Source organism: Pantoea sp. ICBG 985 (genome assembly GCF_002928365.1).
Lineage (GTDB): Bacteria > Pseudomonadota > Gammaproteobacteria > Enterobacterales > Enterobacteriaceae > Pantoea > Pantoea dispersa.
Map to the genome: position 1 here is coordinate 136,889 of NZ_POWM01000008.1, position 19,647 is coordinate 156,535.

The following is a 19,647-nucleotide window of genomic DNA, read 5'->3' on the forward strand; positions in this document are numbered from 1 at the left end:
CAGGAAACCATAATGACTACGACTGATAAAAAATATATTGTCGCGCTCGATCAGGGCACAACCAGCTCACGTGCCGTGGTGCTCGATCATGACGCCAACATCGTCGCCGTCTCACAGCGCGAATTCACCCAGATCTACCCGAAAGCCGGCTGGGTTGAACACGATCCGATGGACATCTGGGCCTCACAGAGCTCCACGCTGGTGGAAGTGCTGGCACACGCTGATATCCGTTCTGACCAGATCGCCGCCATCGGTATCACCAACCAGCGTGAAACCGCGATTGTCTGGGACAAAGAGACCGGCAAACCGATTTACAACGCCATCGTCTGGCAGGATCCGCGTACCGCCGACTACTGTAACAAGCTGAAGAAAGAGGGTCTGGAAGAGTACATCCAGCACACAACCGGCCTGGTGATTAACCCGTACTTCTCCGGCACCAAGGTGAAGTGGATTCTTGACCACGTGGAAGGCGCACGCGAGCGGGCAAAACGCGGCGAACTGCTGTTCGGCACCGTCGACACCTGGCTGGTGTGGAAAATGACCCAGGGCCGCGTGCACATCACCGATCACACCAACGCATCGCGTACCATGATGTACAACATCCACAAGCTGGAGTGGGATGCGCGCATGCTGGAGATTCTGGATATTCCGCGCGAAATGCTGCCGGAAGTGAAAGGATCATCCGAAATTTACGGCCAGACCAACATTGGTGGTAAGGGCGGCACGCGTATTCCTATCGCCGGTATCGCCGGTGACCAGCAGGCTGCGCTGTATGGCCAGCTATGTGTGCAGCCTGGTATGGCGAAAAACACCTACGGCACCGGCTGCTTTATGCTGATGAACACCGGTACCGAAGCGGTTACTTCTACTCACGGTCTGCTTACCACCATCGCCTGCGGTCCACGCGGCGAGGTGAACTACGCGCTGGAAGGTGCCGTGTTCATCGGTGGTGCGTCCATTCAGTGGCTGCGCGATGAGATGAAGCTGATCAGCGATGCGGGCGACTCCGAATACTTCGCGATGAAAGTCAAAGACACCAACGGCGTGTACATGGTGCCGGCCTTTACCGGTCTTGGCGCACCGTACTGGGACCCGTATGCGCGCGGCGCAATCTTCGGTCTGACCCGTGGTGCCAACGCCAACCACATCATTCGCGCCACGCTGGAGTCCATTGCTTACCAGACGCGTGATGTGCTGGAAGCGATGCAGAACGATGCCGATACCCGCCTGCAGTCGCTGCGCGTGGATGGCGGTGCGGTGGCCAACAACTTCCTGATGCAGTTCCAGTCCGATATTCTCGGCACGCGCGTGGAGCGTCCGGAAGTGCGCGAAGTGACTGCGCTGGGTGCGGCTTACCTCGCCGGTCTGGCGGTCGGCTTCTGGAACGATCTGGAAGAAGTTCGTGCTAAAGCCGTGGTGGAACGCGAATTCCGCCCAAGCATCGAAACCACCGAACGCAACGTGCGCTATGCCGGCTGGAAAAAAGCCGTGGCGCGCGCCCAGGCGTGGGAAGAAGAAGAGTAACACTGTGCTGACCCGCGGCGCCCTGCCGCGGGTTTTTCCCGTCCCCCTGCCCCGCTGTGCTACACTGCCCGCCTGTTTTTTGTCAGGTGCAGACCATGAAACGAGAACTCGCGATTGAATTTTCCCGTGTGACCGAAGCCGCTGCGTTAGCGGGCTATCACTGGTTAGGACGCGGCGACAAGAATGCCGCCGACGGCGCCGCCGTCAACGCCATGCGCATTATGCTCAACACCATCAATATCGACGGCCAGATCGTGATTGGCGAAGGCGAAATAGACGAAGCACCGATGCTCTACATTGGTGAAAAAGTCGGTACCGGCCACGGCGATGCGGTGGACATTGCAGTTGATCCTATCGAAGGCACGCGTATGACTGCGATGGGCCAGGCCAACGCGCTGGCGGTGCTGGCGGTGGGCGATAAAGGCAGCTTCCTGCACGCACCTGATATGTATATGGAAAAGCTGATTGTCGGTCCGGGCGCGCGCGGCGCTATCGATCTCAACCTGCCGCTCGCCACCAATCTGCAGGCGATTGCGCAGGCGCTCAATAAACCGCTCAGCCAGCTGACGGTGTCGATTCTCGCCAAACCGCGTCACGATGCGGTCATCGCGCAGCTGCAGCAGCTGGGCGTGCGCGTGTTTGCTTTCCCGGACGGCGACGTGGCGGCCTCGATTCTTACCTGTATGCCGGACAGCGAAGTGGACGTGCTGTATGGCATCGGCGGTGCGCCAGAAGGCGTGGTGTCGGCGGCGGTGATCCGCGCCATGGATGGCGACATGCAGGCGCGCCTGCTGGCTCGTCATCAGGTCAAAGGAGATTCGGCCGAAAACCGCCGTCTGGGTGAGCAGGAGCTGGCGCGCTGTGCCGAAATGGGTATCAACGCCGGGGAAGTGCTGACGCTGCAACAGATGGCGCGTAACGATAACGTGATTTTCGCGGCGACCGGCATCACCACGGGCGATCTGCTAAAGGGCATCACGCGCCAGGGCAATATCGCCACCAGCGAAACGCTGCTGGTGCGCGGTAAATCGCGCACCATTCGCCGCATTCAGTCGATCCACTATCTGGACCGCAAAGACGCGGCGCTGCACCCTTTTATCCTGTAACCGTCTGTTTGCCGCTCTCCGGATGACGCGAGAGCGGCCACCAGCACAGCAGCATCACCAGCGACGTCACAAACATCAGCATGCCGAGGCTCGACTGATCGTGCTGCGGCAGCAGCGCTGAGAGCCACGCCACCACGCCGGAACCCAGATTCTGCAGCCCCCCAATCAGCGCACCGGCACTGCCGGCCAGCCACGCGTAGGGCTCCATCGCGCCAGAAGTTGCCAGCGGAAACAGCATGCCCGCGCCGAAGAAGAACAGCGCGGCCGGTACCAGCAGCGTCCAGATAGTCATCACGCCAAACCACGCCGGCAGCCACATCAGCAGGCCCGCCAGCAGGCAGCTGTTCACGCCATACCACATCAGCGTATGCCAGGATTTCTGCTCGCGGCCGGCAAACCAGGCGCCGAAAAAGGCCGCCGGAATCGGCAGGATGAACAAAATACTCACCGTCAGCCCGTCCAGCCCCAGCACGCCCGCCATCAGTACGCCACAGCTGGCCTCAAATACCGCAATGCCCGCCAGCGCGCCGATCAGCAGTAGCAGATAGCGCACAAAGTTGCCGTCGCTGAGCAGCGTGATGTAGCGGCGCAGAAACGGTGTCGCGGGCGCATCCACCGGACGGGTCTCCGGGAGCCAGCGGGCCATTGCCGCCGTTACGCCAACACACAGCAGCAGCAGGAAAGCAAAGCAGGCGTGCCAGCCAAACAGATGGGTCAGCAGCGCGCCGATTACCGGCGCCAGCAGCGGGCTGACCAGAATGCCCATGTTGAGCAGGCTGTTGGCCTGGCGCAGCGCAATGCCGGAGTAAAGATCGCGCGGCATGGTGCGCGCCATCACGCCAGCCACGCCGGTACCCAGTCCCTGCACCGCACTGCCCAGCACCAGCACACTCAGCGACGGCGCAAACAGGGCGATCAGCGCGCCCGCCGCGAAGATCGACATTCCCGAGAGGATCACCGGACGCCGGCCAATACTGTCCGACAGCGGCCCGTAGATCAGCTGCGATCCGCCGTAGGTCATCAGATAGGCCGCCATCACCTGCTGCATGGCGCCGCTGCGTACGTTAAGCGCCTCTGCCATGTTCGCCATGGCGGGCACATAGATGGTCTGCGCCATCTGCCCGACCGCCACCAGCACAATCAGCATGAACAGCAGGAAGCGGTTTTGCGTATTACTCATCATCATGGAACAAAATGTCTGCCTGAGAAACAAAGTAATGACAGCACTAAACAGGGCTGCCGGAGAGTTATGGCGGCAAAAATATCAGGAATTGCGCACAAAGCGAGAGGCGGGCGTAAAGAGGCAGCACAGGCACCGTCAAGCTTCTGTACCAGGCTGTAACGTGGCCGCTACAGTTGCTGATGTGTGCGGACGATTTGTCGCAGAGAGCCCTTTGACCGCTGCGGGGCTGGAAATCTGGTGCCGGGCTGACGAAGATAGAAAGAGACCAATTATCAATCATCAGGAGCGAACATGGCAGAGTGGGTCAATGCAGAAGTAAAAGAAGTGAAAAACTGGACCGACGCACTGTTCAGCCTGCGCGTCACGGCGCCCATCGACCCTTTTACCGCCGGCCAGTTTGCCAAGCTGGCGCTGGAAGTCGACGGCGAGCGCGTGCAGCGCGCCTACTCCTACGTCAACGCGCCGCACGATCCGCTGCTGGAGTTCTATCTGGTAACGGTGCCGGAAGGGAAGCTCAGCCCGCGTTTACAGGCGCTGCAGCCCGGCGATCAGGTGATGGTGACCAAAGAGGCGGCCGGTTTCTTTGTGCTGGATGAGATCCCCGACTGCCAGACGCTGTGGATGCTGGCGACCGGCACGGCGATCGGCCCGTATCTGTCGATTTTGCAACAGGGCGAAGGGCTGGAACGCTTCGACAACATTGTGCTGGTACACGCTGCGCGCTATGCCGCCGACCTGAGTTTTCTGCCGCTGATGCAGCAGCTACAGCAGCGTTATCAGGGTAAACTGCACATTCAGACAGTGGTCAGCCGCGAGCAGATGCCCGGTTCACTGCATGGCCGCGTACCGCAGCTGATCGAGAGCAGAGAACTGGAAAACGCCGTGGGCCTGCCGATGCTCGCCGATACCAGCCACGTGATGCTGTGCGGTAACCCGCAGATGGTGCGCGATACCCAGCAATTGCTGAAAGAGACCCGCGATATGCGCAAGCATTTCAAACGTAAACCGGGCCACATGACCAGCGAGCATTACTGGTAATCGCGCCGGCAGCAAAATGTCAGATTTTTACCGGCGCGGGTTTTGACTTTCAGCGGTAAAAACCGTTCTAATCGTGGGCTAAGTGAATGATTTAGGGCCGAAGCAATGAAGAATCTGCCAGTCGCGCTGCTGCTCAGCGTCGCACTGACATTTCCCGCCTGGGCGGAGGACGCGCCCGCGCAGGATCGCAACGATCACCTGCCTGCGGCGCCGTATCTGCTGGCGGGTGCGCCCACCTTTGATATGACCATCGCGCAGTTCCGCGAAAAGTACAACGCCGCCAATCCTGACCTGCCGCTGCAGGAGTATCGCGCCATCGATAACCGCGATGACAAGAGCCACCTGACACGCGCCGCCAGCAAAATCAGCGAAACGCTGTATGCCTCTACCGCGCTGGAACAGGGCACCGGCAAGATTAAAACGCTGCAGATTACCTGGCTGCCGGTGCCGGGCCCGGATATGAAAGCGGCACAGACACGCGCCATGGATTACATGACTGCGCTACTGCGCTTTTTTGTGCCCGGTTTGTCAGCGGAAGAGGGACACAAGAAGCTCGATGGCCTGCTCAGCGCTGGCAAGGGCGCACGCTATTTTTCCCGCACCGAAGGCGCACTGCGCTTCGTGGTTGCAGACAACGGCGACAAGGGGCTGACCTTCGCCGTTGAGCCCATCAAACTGGCGCTCGCTAGCCCCTGATCTCCCCTGCAAAAATGACGAAAAGCAAAGCCAGCGCCCCATTTGATCTCTATACTGTCTGGCAGACATCGCTGCCCCGATGGCAGCGCTATTTCATGAATCGCGTTATGCGGAGGAAAGAATGCGACATCCACTGGTTATGGGTAACTGGAAACTGAATGGCAGCAAGCACATGGCGGGCGAGCTGATTGAAGGCCTGCGCAAAGAGCTGTCAGGTGTGGAAGGCTGCGGTGTGGCGATTGCTCCGCCGGCGATCTATCTGGATCAGGCCAAACACGCCATTTCCGGCAGCCACATTGCGCTGGGTGCGCAGAACGTTGACGTGAACCTGTCTGGCGCTTTCACCGGTGAAACCTCTGCCGAGATGCTGAAAGACATCGGCGCGAAATACATCATCATCGGCCACTCTGAGCGCCGCACCTACCATAAAGAGAGCGACGAGTTCATCGCGAAGAAATTCGCCGTGCTGAAGGCCGCAGGCCTGGTACCGGTGCTGTGCATCGGTGAGACCGAAGCCGAGAACGAAGCCGGCAAAACTGAAGAAGTGTGCGCACGTCAGATCGACGCCGTGCTGGAAACCCAGGGCGCAGCGGCCTTCGAAGGCGCGGTTATCGCCTATGAGCCAGTCTGGGCCATCGGTACCGGCAAATCAGCGACCCCAGCGCAGGCGCAGGCAGTACACAAATTCATTCGTGATCACATCGCGAAGAAAGATGCCGCTATCGCTGAGCAGGTAATCATTCAGTACGGCGGTTCGGTTAACGACAAAAACGCCGCAGAACTGTTCACTCAGCCGGACATCGACGGCGCGCTGGTGGGCGGTGCGTCACTGAAGGCCGACGCTTTCGCGGTGATCGTCAAAGCCGCTGCAGCAGCCAAAAACGCGTAAGTTGCTGACGCAAAGAAAGGCGGCTGATAAGCCGCCTTTTTTATTGCCTGATCGGTCGCGACGCGACTTACTCCAGCAAACGGCACTGGTGATCCTGCAGTTCTTCCGCCGAACCGCGATTCAGCTTCAGCCAGTTGCGCTCCAGCGCCAGCAGCGCCAGGCGTCCATCCGGCAACCGGGCCAGCGCCAGCCCGTATTTGCCCATCTCACCGCGCGCATGCGGCACCTCCTCTGCCAGCCGGATAAACACGCTCTGCTGCGCCAGTTCGGCGGTGCTCAGCGTGCGAATCAGCCAGGTATGCCGCAGCAGCGTTGCCGTCTGCCACTGCGCATTCAGCTTCGGTGCCAGCGTATCCAGCTGCTGGCGCACATCCGGTCGCAGGCAGGAGATATGAATGTGCAGCTGATTCTGCGTACGACCATACTGCGCGTTGATGGCCAGCGACAGCACGCGGTCGTCGACAGGCGCACCGCGTTTCTGCGCCAGCAGGCGGCGCTGCTGCCAGGCGGCGGCAAACAGATTGGGTGTGGTGGGATCGAGAAGGATCGGGCTTTCCATGCCGGTGATTTTTGCTATTGGCATTAGCAGATATTGCAGTGGGCCATTCAGATCTTTGAGCGTGACGTAACCCTGCGCCAGATTGACCTGCTGACAGGGGGCAGGATTACCGCGTTGCGTCATGTCCGGTACGCACTTTTCGCTGACAATCTGCCACAGCGCATCGGCGTTTTTATGTAAATGCACCGCACCGGCGATCAGCCCGGCAATCAGAAGGATGAACGCGATAATCAGCAACGTAACACTACGGCGGCGCGCCTGCATGGCCAGATCCTCAGTGATGAGCTGTCAGCATCCTCACCTGTCGCCAGCGGAAAGTCACGGCTTTTTCCGCGCCGTAAAGCAAAACGGCCAGCGCAGGGCTGACCGTTTCGTCATGATGAAAACGCGGTTACGGTTTCATGACCTGATCGTAGCTGCCGCCATCGGCAAAGTGCGCTTTCTGCGCTTTGCTCCAGCCGCCGAACTTGTCATCGATGGTGAACAGCTTAACCGGCGCGAAGCTGCTGGCAAACTTCTTCGCCACCTCAGGATCGCGCGGACGATAATAGTTTTGTGCCGCGATGGTCTGGCCTTCCGGTGAGTAGAGATATTTCAGATACTCTTCTGCCACTTTACGCGTGCCCTGCTCATCCACCACTTTATCGACCACGGAGACCGTCGGTTCGGCAAGGATTGATTCGCTCGGCGTAACGATTTCAAACTTATCTTTGCCCAGCTTATCGACGGCCAGATAGGCTTCGTTTTCCCATGCAATCAGCACATCACCGATACCGCGCTCAACGAAGGTATTGGTCGCGCCACGTGCACCGGAATCCTGCACTTCAACGTTTTTGAATAGCGCCCGGACGTAAGCCAGCGCTTTGGCCTGGTCACCGTGGTTCTGGTCCAGCGCCCAGCCCCAGGCCGCCAGATAGTTCCAGCGTGCGCCGCCGGAGGTTTTCGGATTTGGCGTGATCACGGAAACGCCTGGCTTAATCAGATCTGGCCAGTCATGAATGCCTTTAGGATTGCCTTTGCGTACCAGGAACACGATGGTGGAAGTATAAGGTGCCGAGTTGTCCGGCAGACGCTTGATCCAGTTTTTATCGATACGACCACGGTCAGCAATAGCATCCACGTCGGACTGCAGCGCCAGCGTCACCACATCTGCGCGGATGCCATTGATCACGGACGTCGCCTGCTTACCCGAACCGCCGTGCGACTGGCGGATCACCACGTTATCGCCGGTTTCCTGCTTGTAGTGCGCGCTAAATGCTTTGTTGTACTGCTCGTACAGCTCACGGGTTGGATCGTAAGAGACGTTTAACAGCTGAATATCCTTTGCCAGAACACTGGTTGAAGCCAGTAACAGGGTGACACCAATACTCCACTTGTTCATTGCTTGCTCTCCCGAGATCGTTATAGAACAAGACTGACACAAAGCAATCCATGGATTAAAGAATTAAAAATAAACTGTTATAACTATGGAGAATATAGCAAGGCATAAAAAAGGGCGCGAAAGCGATCGCGCCCGATTTATCGTTGATTAGTAGAGTTTTTTCGCGGTATCCAGCCAGTCACGCTTGAACGGACGCTTCATGTTTTCGATAGCGTCGATGATGTCATGATGCACCATCTTCTCGTTCTGAATCCCCACGCAGCGACCGCCGTAGCCCTGCAGCAGCAGCTCAATTGAATAAGCGCCCATGCGTGATGCCAGAATGCGGTCGTAAGCGCATGGCGCACCGCCGCGCTGGATGTGGCCGAGCACGGTGGCACGGGTTTCACGCTTGGTTTCCGCTTCAATAAAGTGCGCCAGATCGTCGATGTCACAGATGTGTTCGGTGATCGCCACGATGGCGTGTTTTTTACCTTTCGCAATGCCAGCCTGGATTTCTGCCACCAGCTCTTCGCGCGTGTAAGGGATTTCAGGCAGCACGATGAACTCACAGCCACCAGCGATGGCCGCCGCTAAGGTCAGGTCACCGCAGTAGCGGCCCATCACTTCTACGATGGAGATACGCTGATGCGAAGAAGAGGTGTCGCGCAGACGGTCAATCGCTTCAACCACGGTTTCCAGCGCGGTGAAATAACCGATGGTGTAATCGGTACCGGCGACGTCATTGTCGATGGTGCCCGGCAGGCCGATGCACGGGAAACCCATTTCGGTCAGGCGTTTGGCACCCATGTAAGAACCGTCACCGCCGATTACCACCAGCGCATCAATGCCGCGTTTTTTCATGTTTTCGATCGCGACCTGACGTACTTCTTCGTTGCGGAACTCCGGGAAACGCGCCGAGCCGAGGAAGGTGCCGCCGCGGTTAATCATGTCCGACACGCTGTAGCGGTCGAGGTTGATCATGCGGTCTTCGTACAAACCCAGATAGCCGTCATAGATACCAAAAACTTCAAGGCCTTCACTCAGCGCGGAACGGACAACTCCGCGAATGGCTGCGTTCATGCCTGGGGCGTCGCCGCCGCTGGTCAGTACTCCGATTTTTTTGATCATGACAACCTCTGGATTGTTCAAAACTAAGGATTATTCCTGCCTGTCGACCGGTGTGGACCAGCTCGCGATCGCACGGCTTAATAGTTGCAGATAGTATATCAAAGGCTTGATGCTGAATTGATTCAGGTCAGACAAGTTTTCGCTAATTTTTTACAGAGTTGTTAGCGTTACGTCATTTTTTTCACGCAATGCTATGTTTTATAACGGCTAAAACTGAAAAAAACCCTGCTGATTTTGCGGCACGACAGAACAGGGGTCCTGATGAATGATCACATCTGAGCCGGGAAATTTTTGCCGTAATGCCTGCTCAATTTGATCGGCCACCTGATGCGCCTGCACCAGCGGGAGATGATCGTCCATCTCCAGATGAAGCTGAATAAACCGCGTCGGGCCAGACTGCCGCGTACGTAACGCATGGGCACCGCGCACGCCGGGCCAGTGGCTTACCAGCGCGATAATCGCCTGTTTTTCCTGCTCCGGCAGCGCACGATCCAGCAGCGACTGCACCGCTTCATAGCCCATGCGCAGCGCGTTATAGAGGATATATACGCCGATGCCGAGCGCAAACAGCGCATCCGCACGCTTAAAACCATAACTGCTTAAGCCCAGCGCAACCAGAATGGCACCGTTCATCACCACATCCGACTGATAATGCAGCATGTCCGCGCGAATCGCCTGGCTGCGGGTACGCCGCACCACCCAGCGCTGAAAAGCGACCAGCACCAGCGTGGAGCTGAGGGCGATCAGCGTCACGACTACGCCAACCAGCGGCGCGCGCAGCGTTTCCGGCGTGGCCAGATGCTGTAGCCCGGTAAGAAACAAAAACAGCGCCGATCCGGAGATAAACATGCTTTGCGCCAGTGCCGCCAGCGATTCCGCTTTACCATGACCAAAGGTGTGATCGTCATCGGCAGGCTGCAATGAATAGCGCACCACCAGCAGATTGGTCAGTGACGCGGCGATATCGACCAGCGAATCCACCAGCGCCGCCAGCACGCTGACCGAACCGGTGTACCACCAGGCGAAAATTTTCACGATTAGCAACAGCGTTGCCAGCGTGGTCGCCGCCAGCGCCGCGCGGTTTACCAGTTTTGCGTAGGAAGGTTCCATGCCTTGCCTCGTCAGGCGCTGCAGCACGCCATGCAGTGGAAAATGGCTCAAGTTTATCACCGTCCCGTGCAGACTGCGTGACAGGATAGCGAAACGGATGCAGTTTGCCCGCAAATCCAGGGCAAAAAAAACCCCGCCATCATGGCGGGGAAGACAGGGATGGTGTCTATGGCAAGGAAAACAGGGATACTATGTTACTGGTTACTGCTGGTACTACTCACTGCTTGCAGCGGTGATGATGGCTGCAATCCGGAGAGCCGACGCGCTTCGTTCAGACGCCGCTCAAAATTCTTCTGCAATGTCGCTTGCTGTGCAGGCGTTAGCAGGTGATACATCTGATTACGAACCCGGGCCATCTCGATTTGCAGTTCTACCTGCTCGCGGGCCTGTTTCTCTGCCTGCTGGCGAATAGCCGATTCGTTAAATTTGTCTGCAATGACAAGGTCATGCATAGTTTCTATGTCCTGAACGCTTAACACCGGGCGTTCATGGCGCGCTTGCTGCATCAGGTCGCGCATCTGTTGCCGCTGTTGTTCAGTCAGCTCAATGCCATCGAACATGTGGCTTTGCGGATTTTGCGTCATACTGCCTGTCGTCAATCCGCCGTTATGATGCATCTCGTCAATCGTCGTCGTGTCTGCTGCTTCTGCGCTGGCGTGACTGAGAACCATCGCTGAGGCAAAGACGACGGCGGTTAAGTAGCGCATCGTTTACTCCCGGTTCGTTCCGTTTTGCGATTCAACGAGAGCTAGTGTACGGCGACAGCTGCAAACATCCGTCAGGGGGTGTAAAACTACGTAAAGCGTTGGATTGCCACTATAGGAACACGGTATTTTGCCTGCGGAGGGCAACAAAAAATGAATAAAATCCTGTTGGTTGATGACGACCGCGAATTGACTTCGCTGCTTAAAGAACTGCTTGAAATGGAAGGTTTTGAGGTGATTGTCGCCAGCGATGGCGAGCAGGCGCTCAATCTGCTGGACAACACCGTCGACCTGCTTTTGCTCGATGTCATGATGCCGAAGAAGAACGGTATCGACACGTTAAAAGAGCTACGCCAGCAACATCAAACCCCTGTCATCATGCTGACCGCCCGCGGTAGCGAGCTGGACCGCGTTCTGGGCCTGGAACTGGGCGCGGATGACTATCTGCCAAAGCCGTTCAACGATCGCGAACTGGTGGCGCGTATCCGTGCGATTCTGCGCCGTTCCAACTGGAGCGAACAGCAGCAACAGCACGATAACAGCTCACCGACGCTGGAAGTGGATTGCCTGCGCCTGAATCCGGGCCGTCAGGAAGCCAGCTTCGACAGCGAAACGCTGGATCTCACCGGCACCGAGTTCACCCTGCTCTACTTACTGGCGCAGCATCTTGGCCAGGTGGTGTCACGCGAGCATCTCAGCCAGGAAGTGCTGGGCAAGCGCCTGACGCCGTTTGACCGCGCCATCGATATGCACATCTCCAACCTGCGTCGTAAGCTGCCGGAACGTCGTGATGGTCATCCGTGGTTCAAAACTCTGCGCGGACGCGGCTATCTGATGGTTTCGGCATCATGATTGGAAGTTTGACCACCCGCATCTTCGCCATCTTCTGGCTCACCCTGGCGCTGGTGTTGATGCTGGTACTGATGGTGCCCAAACTCGATTCGCGCCAGATGACCTCGCTGATGGAGAGCGAACAGCGCCAGGGCACCATGATTGAGCAACACGTTGAGGCGGAGCTGTCACAGGATCCGCCCAACGACCTGATGTGGTGGCGCCGGCTGTTTCGCGCCATCGACAAATGGGCACCGCCCGGTCAGCGCCTGCTGCTGGTGACCAGCGAAGGACGGGTGATCGGTGCGCAGCACAATGAAATGCAGGTGATCCGTAACTTTATCGGCCAGTCCGATAATGCCGATCATCCGCAGAAGAAAAAGTATGGCCGCGTCGAGATGGTCGGCCCCTTCGCGGTGCGCGACGGCGAAGACAATTACCAGCTGTATCTGATCCGTCCCGCCACCAGTTCCCAGCTCGATTTCGTCAACCTGCTGTTTGACCGTCCTCTGCTGCTGCTCATCGTCACGATGTTAATCAGCTCACCGCTGCTGCTGTGGCTGGCGTGGAGCCTGGCGCGTCCGGCACGCAAACTAAAACATGCCGCGGATGAAGTGGCGAGCGGAAATTTGCGTCAGCATCCGGAACTGGAATCGGGCCCGCAGGAATTTCTCGCAGCCGGCTCCAGTTTCAACCAGATGGTGAGCGCGCTCGAACGCATGATGACGGCACAGCAGCGACTGCTGTCGGATATCAGCCATGAATTACGCACGCCGCTGACGCGTCTGCAGCTGGCGACTGCGCTACTGCGCCGGCGTCATGGCGAAGGCAAAGAACTGGAGCGTATTGAGACCGAAGCGCAGCGTCTGGACGGCATGATCAACGACTTGCTGGTACTGTCGCGCACCCAGCATAAGAACGCGCTGGTGAGCGAAGCGATGAAGGCCAACCAGCTGTGGAATGGCGTGCTGGAAGATGCCAAATTCGAAGCGGAGCAGATGGGTAAAACCATGGACGTGCCGTATCCGCCCGGTCCGTGGCCGCTGTACGGTAACCCGCACGCGCTGGAAAGCGCGCTGGAGAACATTGTGCGCAACGCGCTGCGCTATTCGCACACGCACATCAGCGTTAGCTTTGCCGTGGATATTCAGGGCATTACCGTGCACGTCGACGACGACGGTCCCGGCGTCAGCCCGGAAGATCGCGAGCAGATTTTCCGTCCGTTCTACCGCACCGATGAAGCGCGTGACCGTGAATCCGGCGGCACCGGGCTCGGGCTGGCGATTGTCGAAACCGCCGTGCAACAGCACCGCGGCTGGGTGAAAGCCGATGATAGCCCGTTAGGCGGTCTGCGCCTGACGCTGTGGCTGCCGCTGTACTCCGCCCGGCAATAATTTGCTATGCTGCGGCCCTCGTTTCCGGGGGCCTTATGCTAAACATCGTCTTATTTGAACCTGAAATCCCGCCAAATACCGGCAACATCATCCGCCTGTGCGCCAATACCGGCTTTCAGCTGCACCTGATTGAGCCGTTAGGCTTCGCCTGGGATGATAAACGCCTGCGCCGCGCCGGACTGGATTACCATGAATATACCGCGCTGAAAAAGCACGCCAGCTACGCCGCTTTTCTGGCGGCGGAAGCGCCACAGCGCTTATTCGCGCTGACCACCAAAGGCACACCGGCGCACAGCGCCGTCAGCTATCAGCCGGGCGACTATCTGCTGTTTGGCCCGGAGAGCCGTGGCTTACCGCCAGAAATTCTTAATGCGTTACCGGCAGAACAGAAGATCCGCATTCCGATGCGCGCGGAGAGCCGCAGCATGAACCTGTCGAATGCGGTTTCAGTGGTGGTGTATGAGGCATGGCGCCAGCTGGATTATGCGGGCGCGCTGATCAAAGGCTAGATGCCGTCGCCGTACTCAAACCCGGCGCCGGTGAAGTGCTGATCCATATCCATTGACGGTTTGTCGCTGGCTGGTTTGCCGACAATGCGCGCCGGCACGCCGGCCGCCGTGGTATGGGGCGGCACCGGCTGCAAGACCACCGAACCGGCACCGATTTTGGCACCGCGCCCGACTTCAATATTGCCAAGGATTTTGGCCCCCGCGCCAATCATCACCCCTTCACGGATCTTCGGATGGCGATCGCCGCTGGTTTTACCGGTACCGCCCAGCGTGACCGACTGCAGAATGGAGACGTCATTTTCCACCACAGCCGTTTCACCAATCACGATGCCGGTGGCGTGATCCAGCATGATGCCACGCCCGATGCGCGCCGCCGGATGAATATCCACGGCGAATGAGACCGAGATTTCGTTTTGCAGATACACCGCCAGCGCGCGCCGTCCCTCTTTCCACAGCCAGTGGCCAATACGGTACGCCTGCAGCGCGTGGAAGCCCTTCAGATAGAGTAACGGCGTGGAATATTTGTCGACCGCCGGATCGCGCTGACGCACTGCCTGAATATCGTACGCGGCCGAGACAATCATCTCAGGATCCTGACGATAGGCTTCTTCAACAATTTCGCGTATGGCAATAGCGGGCATGATCGGGTTAGCGAGCTTGTTAGCCAGCATGTAGCTGAGCGCGCTGCCGAGATTTTCGTGCTTGAGCAAGGTCGCATGGTAAAAACTGGCCAGCATCGGTTCACAATCGGCCAGCGCTCTGGCTTCGGCTTTGATATGGTTCCAGACCAGTTCTAACTCTTCAGACGACATTGCTGTTTGCTCCCGATAAAAAAGCGCCCGATTAGGCGCTACAGGTGATAATGCTTAAGCGTCCTGCTTTAGCTTTGGCTGTTCTCGTCCTTCCTTGTACGACCAAGCAGGCTCAATGCTGCCTCTCGCGCCGATTTTTCGCAATATAATACCTGATAAATTTGCTCGGTTATTGGCATTTCCACGCCCACACGCGCAGCTAATGCTTTGACTTCTTTGGTATTTCTGTAGCCTTCTACAACTTGTCCGATAATGCGTTGCGCCTCATCCACGCTTTCGCCCTGCCCCAGCATCATGCCGAAACGGCGGTTGCGCGACTGATTATCGGTACAGGTCAGCACCAGATCGCCAAGACCCGCCATGCCCATAAAGGTCGTCGGATCGGCACCCAGCGCAGCACCGAGACGGCTCATCTCCGCCAGACCGCGGGTGATGAGTGCCGTACGCGCGTTGGCACCAAAGCCAATGCCGTCGGAGATCCCGGCACCAATCGCAATGACGTTTTTCACTGCGCCGCCCAGCTGCACGCCGATGAAGTCCGGATTGTTGTAAACGCGGAAGCTTTTGCCGCAGTGCAGCTTTTGCTGCAGATCGTCGGCAAACTGCGCGTCAGTGGCCGCCAGCGCAATCGCCGTCGGCAAGCCGGCCGCCAGCTCTTTGGCAAAGGTCGGGCCGGAAATCACCGCCAGCGGAATGCTGTCGCCGAGGATTTCGCGCGCCACATCCTGCAGCAGCCGTCCGGTCTCTTTTTCCAGTCCTTTGGTCGCCCAGACAATGCGTGAGTCGGCACGCAGCAGCGGTTTGAGCTGCATCAGCACGTCGCCGAACACATGGCTTGGCACTACCACCAGCAGATCGCGGCTGGCGCTGACGACGCGGGCCAGATCGGCTTCAGGAACGAGATTATCGGGGAAAGGAACATCGGGCAGGAAAGCGGTATTGCATCGGTCAGCCTGCAGCTGCGCCACGCTTTGCGGATTGTGGCCCCACAGCAGCACCGGGTGGCCATTACGGGCCAGCGTAATGGCCAGTGCGGTGCCGTACGAGCCGGCACCGATGACGCTAATCGAAGCGTTGAGTGTAGTCATCAGGCATCCTGACGTGGCGCTTCGCCTTCACCCTGCTGCTGCAGATAATTCATGAACAGCGCATCAAAGTTGACCGGCGCCAGATTGAGCTGAGGGAAGGTACCGCGTGACACCAGGCTGGTGACACATTCACGCGCATACGGGAACAGAATGTTCGGGCAGTAAGCGCCGAGGCAATGTGCCATCTGCGTGCCTTCGATACCGCTGATGGTGAAGATACCGGCCTGCTGTACTTCGCACAGGAACGCGGTGTCTTCGCCCACGGTGGCGGTGACAGTAACGCGCAGCACGACTTCATACACTTCATCCGCCAGCTGAGAAGAGGCGGTGTCCAGATCCAGCTTCACTTCCGGTTCCCACTCTTTCTGGAAAACCTGAGGTGCGTTTGGCGCTTCAAATGAGACGTCTTTGGTGTAAACGCGTTGAATCTGGAACTGCATTTCGTTGCTGCTATGCTCTGACATGTTACTGAATCCTTTAAGTGAAAATTGTCGGTCGAAAATGTTATGCGCGGAGCAAGGGATCGAGTCCCTGACGCCCGTCCAGCGCGTAGAGATCGTCACAGCCGCCAATGTGCTGCGCGTCAATAAAGATCTGTGGCACCGTGGTGCGGCCGCTGCGTTTGATCATCTCTTCGCGCTTTACCGCGTCCCCATCAATGGGAATCTCCTGGTATGACACGCCTTTTTGATCCAGCAACGCCTTCGCCCGGTGGCAGTAAGGACAGGTCACTTTGGTGTAAATCTCAACATTAGCCATGCGGTGATACCTCAGGAAGTTATTTACCGCGAACCAGCGGCAGGTTTTCGCCACTCCAGCCGCTCACACCATCTTTCAGCACGGTCACTTTGTCAAAACCCGCTGCGCTAAGGGTGGCTGCCGGTTCTGCGGCGCTCTGGCCGGTGGCACATACCACAATTATGGGCTGCGACTTGTGCTTTTCCAGCTCGCCGAAGCTGCCTTTTTTGATATCGGCTGCGGCGATGTTAATAGCCCCTGAAATGTGTCCTTTGCGATAGTCGTCGCGTGAACGAACGTCTACCACCACCGCATCCTCTTTGTTGATCAGGTGGGTTGCTTCACCACGGCTGATGGTTTTTACCTTAGAGAACATTCCTTTAACGGTGGTTACAATCACCAGAATAAGTAAAGCGACCCATGCCAGACTAAGGATGGGGTGATTGCTTGCAAACTGCATAATTTCTTGCATGAGGGGTAACGACTCCAGACCGGGGCTAATAAGCTAAAACAAGGGTTCTGAGTATACCTGCGCCACTTCGCATGTACAGTCGCGAAGCGGGCAGAGTTACGATTTGTGCGTCATTTTCCAAAAAAAGTGTTCTAATCGCAAAATTGAGACAATCTTTATCCCGCTAAGCTGTGGCCGACATCTTTCGTAAAGCAAAACCCGGCCGGGATAACTGGTAAGCGGCTGTTCATCGTGGAATAATTATCGACTATGAAGGGAAAAGCGACCGTTACACACACAAGGACCCGTTACAACGACCCGGCATCTCCGTTGTCATTTCGCTGGTCCGATATCTCCCTTAGCCTGCTTTGTGCGGGTGCGTTGCTGTTGCCCGTCGCCGCGCATAGCGCCGATGACAGCAAAACGCAGCTAAAGTCCATTCAGCAGGACATCGCCGAAAAAGAGAAAAGCGTTAAAGCGCAGAAGCTGCAGCGCAGTAAGCTGCTGGATCAGCTGCAGAGTCAGGAAAAAGTGATTGCCCAGGCCAGTCGCCAGCTGCGTGAAACCCGCAATAGCCTGAGCGCGCTGAACGGCGAAATCGCCCAAACCACCGCCGCCATTGCCCGGCTGGAAAAGCAGCAGGCGCAGCAGGAAAAACTGCTGGCGCAGCAGCTGGATGCCGCGTTTCGTCAGGGCCAGCACAACGCCGTACAGCTGCTGCTCGGCGGTGAAGAAGCACAGCGCAGCGAACGTATTCTGGCCTATTTTGGCTACCTCAATGCCGCCCGGCAAAAAAACATCGACGAGCTTAAGCAGACTCAGCAGGAACTGGCGCAGCAGCGTCAGGCGCTGCAGGGCAAGCAGGAGCAGCAAAAGTCGCTGTTAGCGCAGCAGCAGACGCAACAGAACAAGCTGGAAACCGCCAGCGCCGCACGCAAGAAAACACTGTCCGCACTGGAGAGCGCGCTGGAGAAAGACCAGGCCGATCTGGTCGAGATGCGTCAGAACGAAAGCCGCCTGCAGGACAAAATCGCCAAAGCCGAACGTGAGGCGCGCGAACGGGCGCAACGCGAAGCGCGCGAGGCGGAAAAAGTGCGCCAGCGTCAGGCCCAGGCAAAAGCCAAAGGCTCCAGCTATTCCCCTACGCAAAGCGAGCGCGAGCTGATGGCGCGCACCGGCGGCCTTGGCCGGCCGGGCGGACAGGCCACCTGGCCAGTGCGCGGTCGCATTGAACATCGCTTTGGTGAAGCAATGCAGGGCGAACTGCGCTGGAAAGGTCTGGTGATTGATGCGCCGGAAGGCACTGAAGTCAAAGCCATTGCTGATGGTCGCGTGCTGATGGCCGACTGGCTGCAAGGCTACGGCCTGGTTGTGGTCGTCGAACACGGTAAAGGCGATATGAGCCTTTATGGCTACAATCAGAGCGCGTTGGTGAGCGTCGGTGCGCAGGTGAAGGCAGGACAGCCTATCGCCCTCGTGGGCACCAGCGGCGGCCGCGGCACGCCCTCGCTCTACTTTGAAATTCGTCGTCAGGGACAGGCCGTCAACCCACTGCCGTGGTTAGGAAGATAAGTGTTGTTTCAGTCCCAAAAGCTTAGCGCCGCCCTGTGCGGGCTGTTTTTTACCTTTGCCGCCCATGCGGGAAAACTGGCTATCGTCATTGACGACTTCGGCTACCGCCCGGCTGAAGAGAATAAAGTGCTGCAGATGCCCGCCGCGGTTTCTGTGGCGGTGCTACCCAATGCGCCTCATGCGCGTGATATGGCAACCAAAGCGCATCAGGGTGGTCATGAGGTGCTGATTCACCTGCCGATGGCGCCGCTGAGCAAACAGCCGCTGGAGAAGGACACGCTGACGCCGGAGATGAGCAGCGAAGAGATCGCGCGCATCGTGCGTGAAGCCAGCAACAAAGTGCCGTATGCGGTTGGCCTGAACAACCATATGGGCAGCAAAATGACCTCCAGCCTGCCCGGCATGCAGAAAGTGATGCAGGTGCTCAATCACTACAACTACTACTTTCTCGATAGCATGACCATTGGCAACAGCCAGTCGGTCCCGGCCGCACAGGGCACGCAGGTTAAGGTGCTGAAGCGGCGCGTATTCCTCGACGACAGCCAGAATGAAGCGGCGATTCGCACCCAGTTCACCCGCGCAGTGAAGCTGGCACAGCGCGATGGCTACACCATCGCTATTGGCCATCCGCATCCCACCACGGTACGGGTGTTGCAGCAGATGTTGCCGACGCTACCGGGCGATATCACCCTGGTCCGCCCCAGCCAGTTGCTCAACGAACCGCTGCGCCAGGGCGCTACGCCGCCGGCCAGCACGCCGGTGAAACCGCGCACCCCGGTATTCCGTGCGCCGGGCGTGTGTAAGCCTGCACAGCCGCTGCCTGCCGTACCGCAGAGTCGTGCGGTGGAGGTGGTGACAGAGAGCATTACCGGCAGTCCACTCGTGCAGTCGCTTAAACAGCTATTCTGATTATCAGGCGCAGCGTGCTGCGCCTTATTTAACGCCACACCTT

Annotated in this window: 21 protein-coding genes; 10 read left to right on the top strand and 11 right to left on the bottom strand. The window is 58.0% G+C overall.

Going from position 1 to position 19,647, the window contains the following annotated elements; translation table 11 throughout:
• The first annotated feature begins 12 nt into the window (after positions 1-12).
• Together glpK and glpX are read left to right on the top strand one after the other, a co-directional pair.
• Positions 13-1,524 (top strand): glycerol kinase GlpK, encoded by a 1,512-nt coding sequence (glpK, locus tag C1Y42_RS20580; RefSeq protein ID WP_021507040.1) that lies wholly within the window; start codon positions 13-15, stop codon positions 1,522-1,524.
• Between the two features lie 95 nt (positions 1,525-1,619).
• Positions 1,620-2,630, top strand: coding sequence for a class II fructose-bisphosphatase (gene glpX / locus C1Y42_RS20585; RefSeq protein ID WP_021507041.1), 1,011 nt, complete (start codon positions 1,620-1,622; stop codon positions 2,628-2,630).
• Here the strand turns inward: glpX and emrD are convergent.
• On the bottom strand, positions 2,620-3,813 hold the full coding sequence (gene emrD / locus C1Y42_RS20590; RefSeq protein WP_282955004.1) for a multidrug efflux MFS transporter EmrD: 1,194 nt from the start codon (positions 3,811-3,813) through the stop codon (positions 2,620-2,622). The two genes, glpX and emrD, sit on opposite strands and share 11 nt — an antisense overlap.
• Positions 3,814-4,104: 291 nt before the next feature.
• Between emrD and fpr the strand changes: the two genes are divergently transcribed.
• The 3 genes from fpr (at position 4,105) to tpiA (ending at position 6,436) form a co-directional block, all read left to right on the top strand.
• Complete coding sequence (fpr, locus tag C1Y42_RS20595) at positions 4,105-4,851, top strand: ferredoxin--NADP(+) reductase (RefSeq protein ID WP_104094242.1); 747 nt, start codon at positions 4,105-4,107, stop codon at positions 4,849-4,851.
• Positions 4,852-4,956: 105 nt separating this feature from the next.
• Positions 4,957-5,547: a YiiQ family protein gene (locus C1Y42_RS20600; RefSeq protein WP_058771031.1), complete on the top strand. Its 591-nt coding sequence runs from the start codon at positions 4,957-4,959 to the stop codon at positions 5,545-5,547.
• Between the two features lie 121 nt (positions 5,548-5,668).
• Positions 5,669-6,436 carry a triose-phosphate isomerase gene (tpiA, locus tag C1Y42_RS20605; RefSeq protein WP_031279624.1) on the top strand — a complete coding sequence of 256 codons (768 nt, stop codon included), beginning with the start codon at positions 5,669-5,671 and terminating at the stop codon, positions 6,434-6,436.
• Between the two features lie 67 nt (positions 6,437-6,503).
• On the opposite strand, the gene C1Y42_RS20610 is transcribed toward tpiA, so the two are convergent.
• The 5 genes from C1Y42_RS20610 to cpxP all read right to left on the bottom strand — a co-directional run bounded on the left by C1Y42_RS20610 (position 6,504) and on the right by cpxP (position 11,303).
• Positions 6,504-7,259: a CDP-diacylglycerol diphosphatase gene (locus tag C1Y42_RS20610; protein WP_104094243.1), complete on the bottom strand. Its 756-nt coding sequence runs from the start codon at positions 7,257-7,259 to the stop codon at positions 6,504-6,506.
• A 127-nt stretch (positions 7,260-7,386) separates the two neighbouring features.
• Entirely contained in the window at positions 7,387-8,376 is a 990-nt protein-coding gene (locus C1Y42_RS20615; protein WP_104094244.1) for a sulfate ABC transporter substrate-binding protein, read from the bottom strand.
• A gap of 147 nt (positions 8,377-8,523) precedes the next feature.
• On the bottom strand, positions 8,524-9,486 hold the full coding sequence (pfkA, locus tag C1Y42_RS20620; RefSeq protein WP_021507047.1) for a 6-phosphofructokinase: 963 nt from the start codon (positions 9,484-9,486) through the stop codon (positions 8,524-8,526).
• A 207-nt stretch (positions 9,487-9,693) separates the two neighbouring features.
• On the bottom strand, positions 9,694-10,596 hold the full coding sequence (fieF, locus tag C1Y42_RS20625; protein WP_058775485.1) for a CDF family cation-efflux transporter FieF: 903 nt from the start codon (positions 10,594-10,596) through the stop codon (positions 9,694-9,696).
• A 194-nt stretch (positions 10,597-10,790) separates the two neighbouring features.
• On the bottom strand, positions 10,791-11,303 hold the full coding sequence (gene cpxP / locus C1Y42_RS20630; protein ID WP_021507049.1) for a cell-envelope stress modulator CpxP: 513 nt from the start codon (positions 11,301-11,303) through the stop codon (positions 10,791-10,793).
• Between the two features lie 150 nt (positions 11,304-11,453).
• Here cpxP and cpxR point away from each other — a divergent pair, with 150 nt between their 5' ends.
• From cpxR to trmL, 3 genes are read left to right on the top strand one after another with little or no spacing between them, the layout of a single operon-like run.
• Positions 11,454-12,152 carry an envelope stress response regulator transcription factor CpxR gene (gene cpxR, locus C1Y42_RS20635; RefSeq protein WP_007885339.1) on the top strand — a complete coding sequence of 233 codons (699 nt, stop codon included), beginning with the start codon at positions 11,454-11,456 and terminating at the stop codon, positions 12,150-12,152.
• Positions 12,149-13,525, top strand: coding sequence for an envelope stress sensor histidine kinase CpxA (cpxA, locus tag C1Y42_RS20640; protein WP_031279625.1), 1,377 nt, complete (start codon positions 12,149-12,151; stop codon positions 13,523-13,525). Before cpxR ends, cpxA begins: the two co-directional genes overlap by 4 nt.
• Before the next feature lie 35 nt (positions 13,526-13,560).
• Positions 13,561-14,034, top strand: coding sequence for a tRNA (uridine(34)/cytosine(34)/5-carboxymethylaminomethyluridine(34)-2'-O)-methyltransferase TrmL (gene trmL, locus C1Y42_RS20645; protein ID WP_021507051.1), 474 nt, complete (start codon positions 13,561-13,563; stop codon positions 14,032-14,034).
• On the opposite strand, the gene cysE is transcribed toward trmL, so the two are convergent.
• The 5 genes from cysE to C1Y42_RS20670 all read right to left on the bottom strand — a co-directional run bounded on the left by cysE (position 14,031) and on the right by C1Y42_RS20670 (position 17,144).
• Positions 14,031-14,846: a serine O-acetyltransferase gene (gene cysE, locus C1Y42_RS20650; RefSeq protein WP_021507052.1), complete on the bottom strand. Its 816-nt coding sequence runs from the start codon at positions 14,844-14,846 to the stop codon at positions 14,031-14,033. The two genes, trmL and cysE, sit on opposite strands and share 4 nt — an antisense overlap.
• Before the next feature lie 68 nt (positions 14,847-14,914).
• Positions 14,915-15,934, bottom strand: a complete 1,020-nt coding sequence (gene gpsA / locus C1Y42_RS20655) for an NAD(P)H-dependent glycerol-3-phosphate dehydrogenase (protein WP_059010949.1) — start codon at positions 15,932-15,934, stop codon at positions 14,915-14,917.
• Positions 15,934-16,398, bottom strand: coding sequence for a protein-export chaperone SecB (gene secB / locus C1Y42_RS20660; protein ID WP_021507054.1), 465 nt, complete (start codon positions 16,396-16,398; stop codon positions 15,934-15,936). The genes gpsA and secB overlap by 1 nt, the downstream gene beginning before the upstream one ends.
• 40 nt (positions 16,399-16,438) lie before the next feature.
• Positions 16,439-16,693, bottom strand: a complete 255-nt coding sequence (grxC, locus tag C1Y42_RS20665; protein ID WP_010616518.1) for a glutaredoxin 3 — start codon at positions 16,691-16,693, stop codon at positions 16,439-16,441.
• A 19-nt stretch (positions 16,694-16,712) separates the two neighbouring features.
• On the bottom strand, positions 16,713-17,144 hold the full coding sequence (locus C1Y42_RS20670; protein WP_058759412.1) for a rhodanese-like domain-containing protein: 432 nt from the start codon (positions 17,142-17,144) through the stop codon (positions 16,713-16,715).
• Between the two features lie 249 nt (positions 17,145-17,393).
• Between C1Y42_RS20670 and envC the strand changes: the two genes are divergently transcribed.
• Positions 17,394-18,695 (top strand): murein hydrolase activator EnvC, encoded by a 1,302-nt coding sequence (gene envC, locus C1Y42_RS20675; protein WP_104094245.1) that lies wholly within the window; start codon positions 17,394-17,396, stop codon positions 18,693-18,695.
• 3 nt (positions 18,696-18,698) lie between these two features.
• Positions 18,699-19,604 carry a divergent polysaccharide deacetylase family protein gene (locus C1Y42_RS20680; RefSeq protein ID WP_104094275.1) on the top strand — a complete coding sequence of 302 codons (906 nt, stop codon included), beginning with the start codon at positions 18,699-18,701 and terminating at the stop codon, positions 19,602-19,604.
• Positions 19,605-19,647: the final 43 nt, after the last annotated feature.

Coding starts and splice junctions, on each gene's coding strand:
- glpK (WP_021507040.1), top strand. CDS start 13: ATGACTACGACTGATAAAAAATATATTGTCGCGCTCGATCAGGGCACA.
- glpX (WP_021507041.1), top strand. CDS start 1,620: ATGAAACGAGAACTCGCGATTGAATTTTCCCGTGTGACCGAAGCCGCT.
- emrD (WP_282955004.1), bottom strand. CDS start 3,813: ATGATGAGTAATACGCAAAACCGCTTCCTGCTGTTCATGCTGATTGTG.
- fpr (WP_104094242.1), top strand. CDS start 4,105: ATGGCAGAGTGGGTCAATGCAGAAGTAAAAGAAGTGAAAAACTGGACC.
- C1Y42_RS20600 (WP_058771031.1), top strand. CDS start 4,957: ATGAAGAATCTGCCAGTCGCGCTGCTGCTCAGCGTCGCACTGACATTT.
- tpiA (WP_031279624.1), top strand. CDS start 5,669: ATGCGACATCCACTGGTTATGGGTAACTGGAAACTGAATGGCAGCAAG.
- C1Y42_RS20610 (WP_104094243.1), bottom strand. CDS start 7,259: ATGCAGGCGCGCCGCCGTAGTGTTACGTTGCTGATTATCGCGTTCATC.
- C1Y42_RS20615 (WP_104094244.1), bottom strand. CDS start 8,376: ATGAACAAGTGGAGTATTGGTGTCACCCTGTTACTGGCTTCAACCAGT.
- pfkA (WP_021507047.1), bottom strand. CDS start 9,486: ATGATCAAAAAAATCGGAGTACTGACCAGCGGCGGCGACGCCCCAGGC.
- fieF (WP_058775485.1), bottom strand. CDS start 10,596: ATGGAACCTTCCTACGCAAAACTGGTAAACCGCGCGGCGCTGGCGGCG.
- cpxP (WP_021507049.1), bottom strand. CDS start 11,303: ATGCGCTACTTAACCGCCGTCGTCTTTGCCTCAGCGATGGTTCTCAGT.
- cpxR (WP_007885339.1), top strand. CDS start 11,454: ATGAATAAAATCCTGTTGGTTGATGACGACCGCGAATTGACTTCGCTG.
- cpxA (WP_031279625.1), top strand. CDS start 12,149: ATGATTGGAAGTTTGACCACCCGCATCTTCGCCATCTTCTGGCTCACC.
- trmL (WP_021507051.1), top strand. CDS start 13,561: ATGCTAAACATCGTCTTATTTGAACCTGAAATCCCGCCAAATACCGGC.
- cysE (WP_021507052.1), bottom strand. CDS start 14,846: ATGTCGTCTGAAGAGTTAGAACTGGTCTGGAACCATATCAAAGCCGAA.
- gpsA (WP_059010949.1), bottom strand. CDS start 15,934: ATGACTACACTCAACGCTTCGATTAGCGTCATCGGTGCCGGCTCGTAC.
- secB (WP_021507054.1), bottom strand. CDS start 16,398: ATGTCAGAGCATAGCAGCAACGAAATGCAGTTCCAGATTCAACGCGTT.
- grxC (WP_010616518.1), bottom strand. CDS start 16,693: ATGGCTAATGTTGAGATTTACACCAAAGTGACCTGTCCTTACTGCCAC.
- C1Y42_RS20670 (WP_058759412.1), bottom strand. CDS start 17,144: ATGCAAGAAATTATGCAGTTTGCAAGCAATCACCCCATCCTTAGTCTG.
- envC (WP_104094245.1), top strand. CDS start 17,394: ATGAAGGGAAAAGCGACCGTTACACACACAAGGACCCGTTACAACGAC.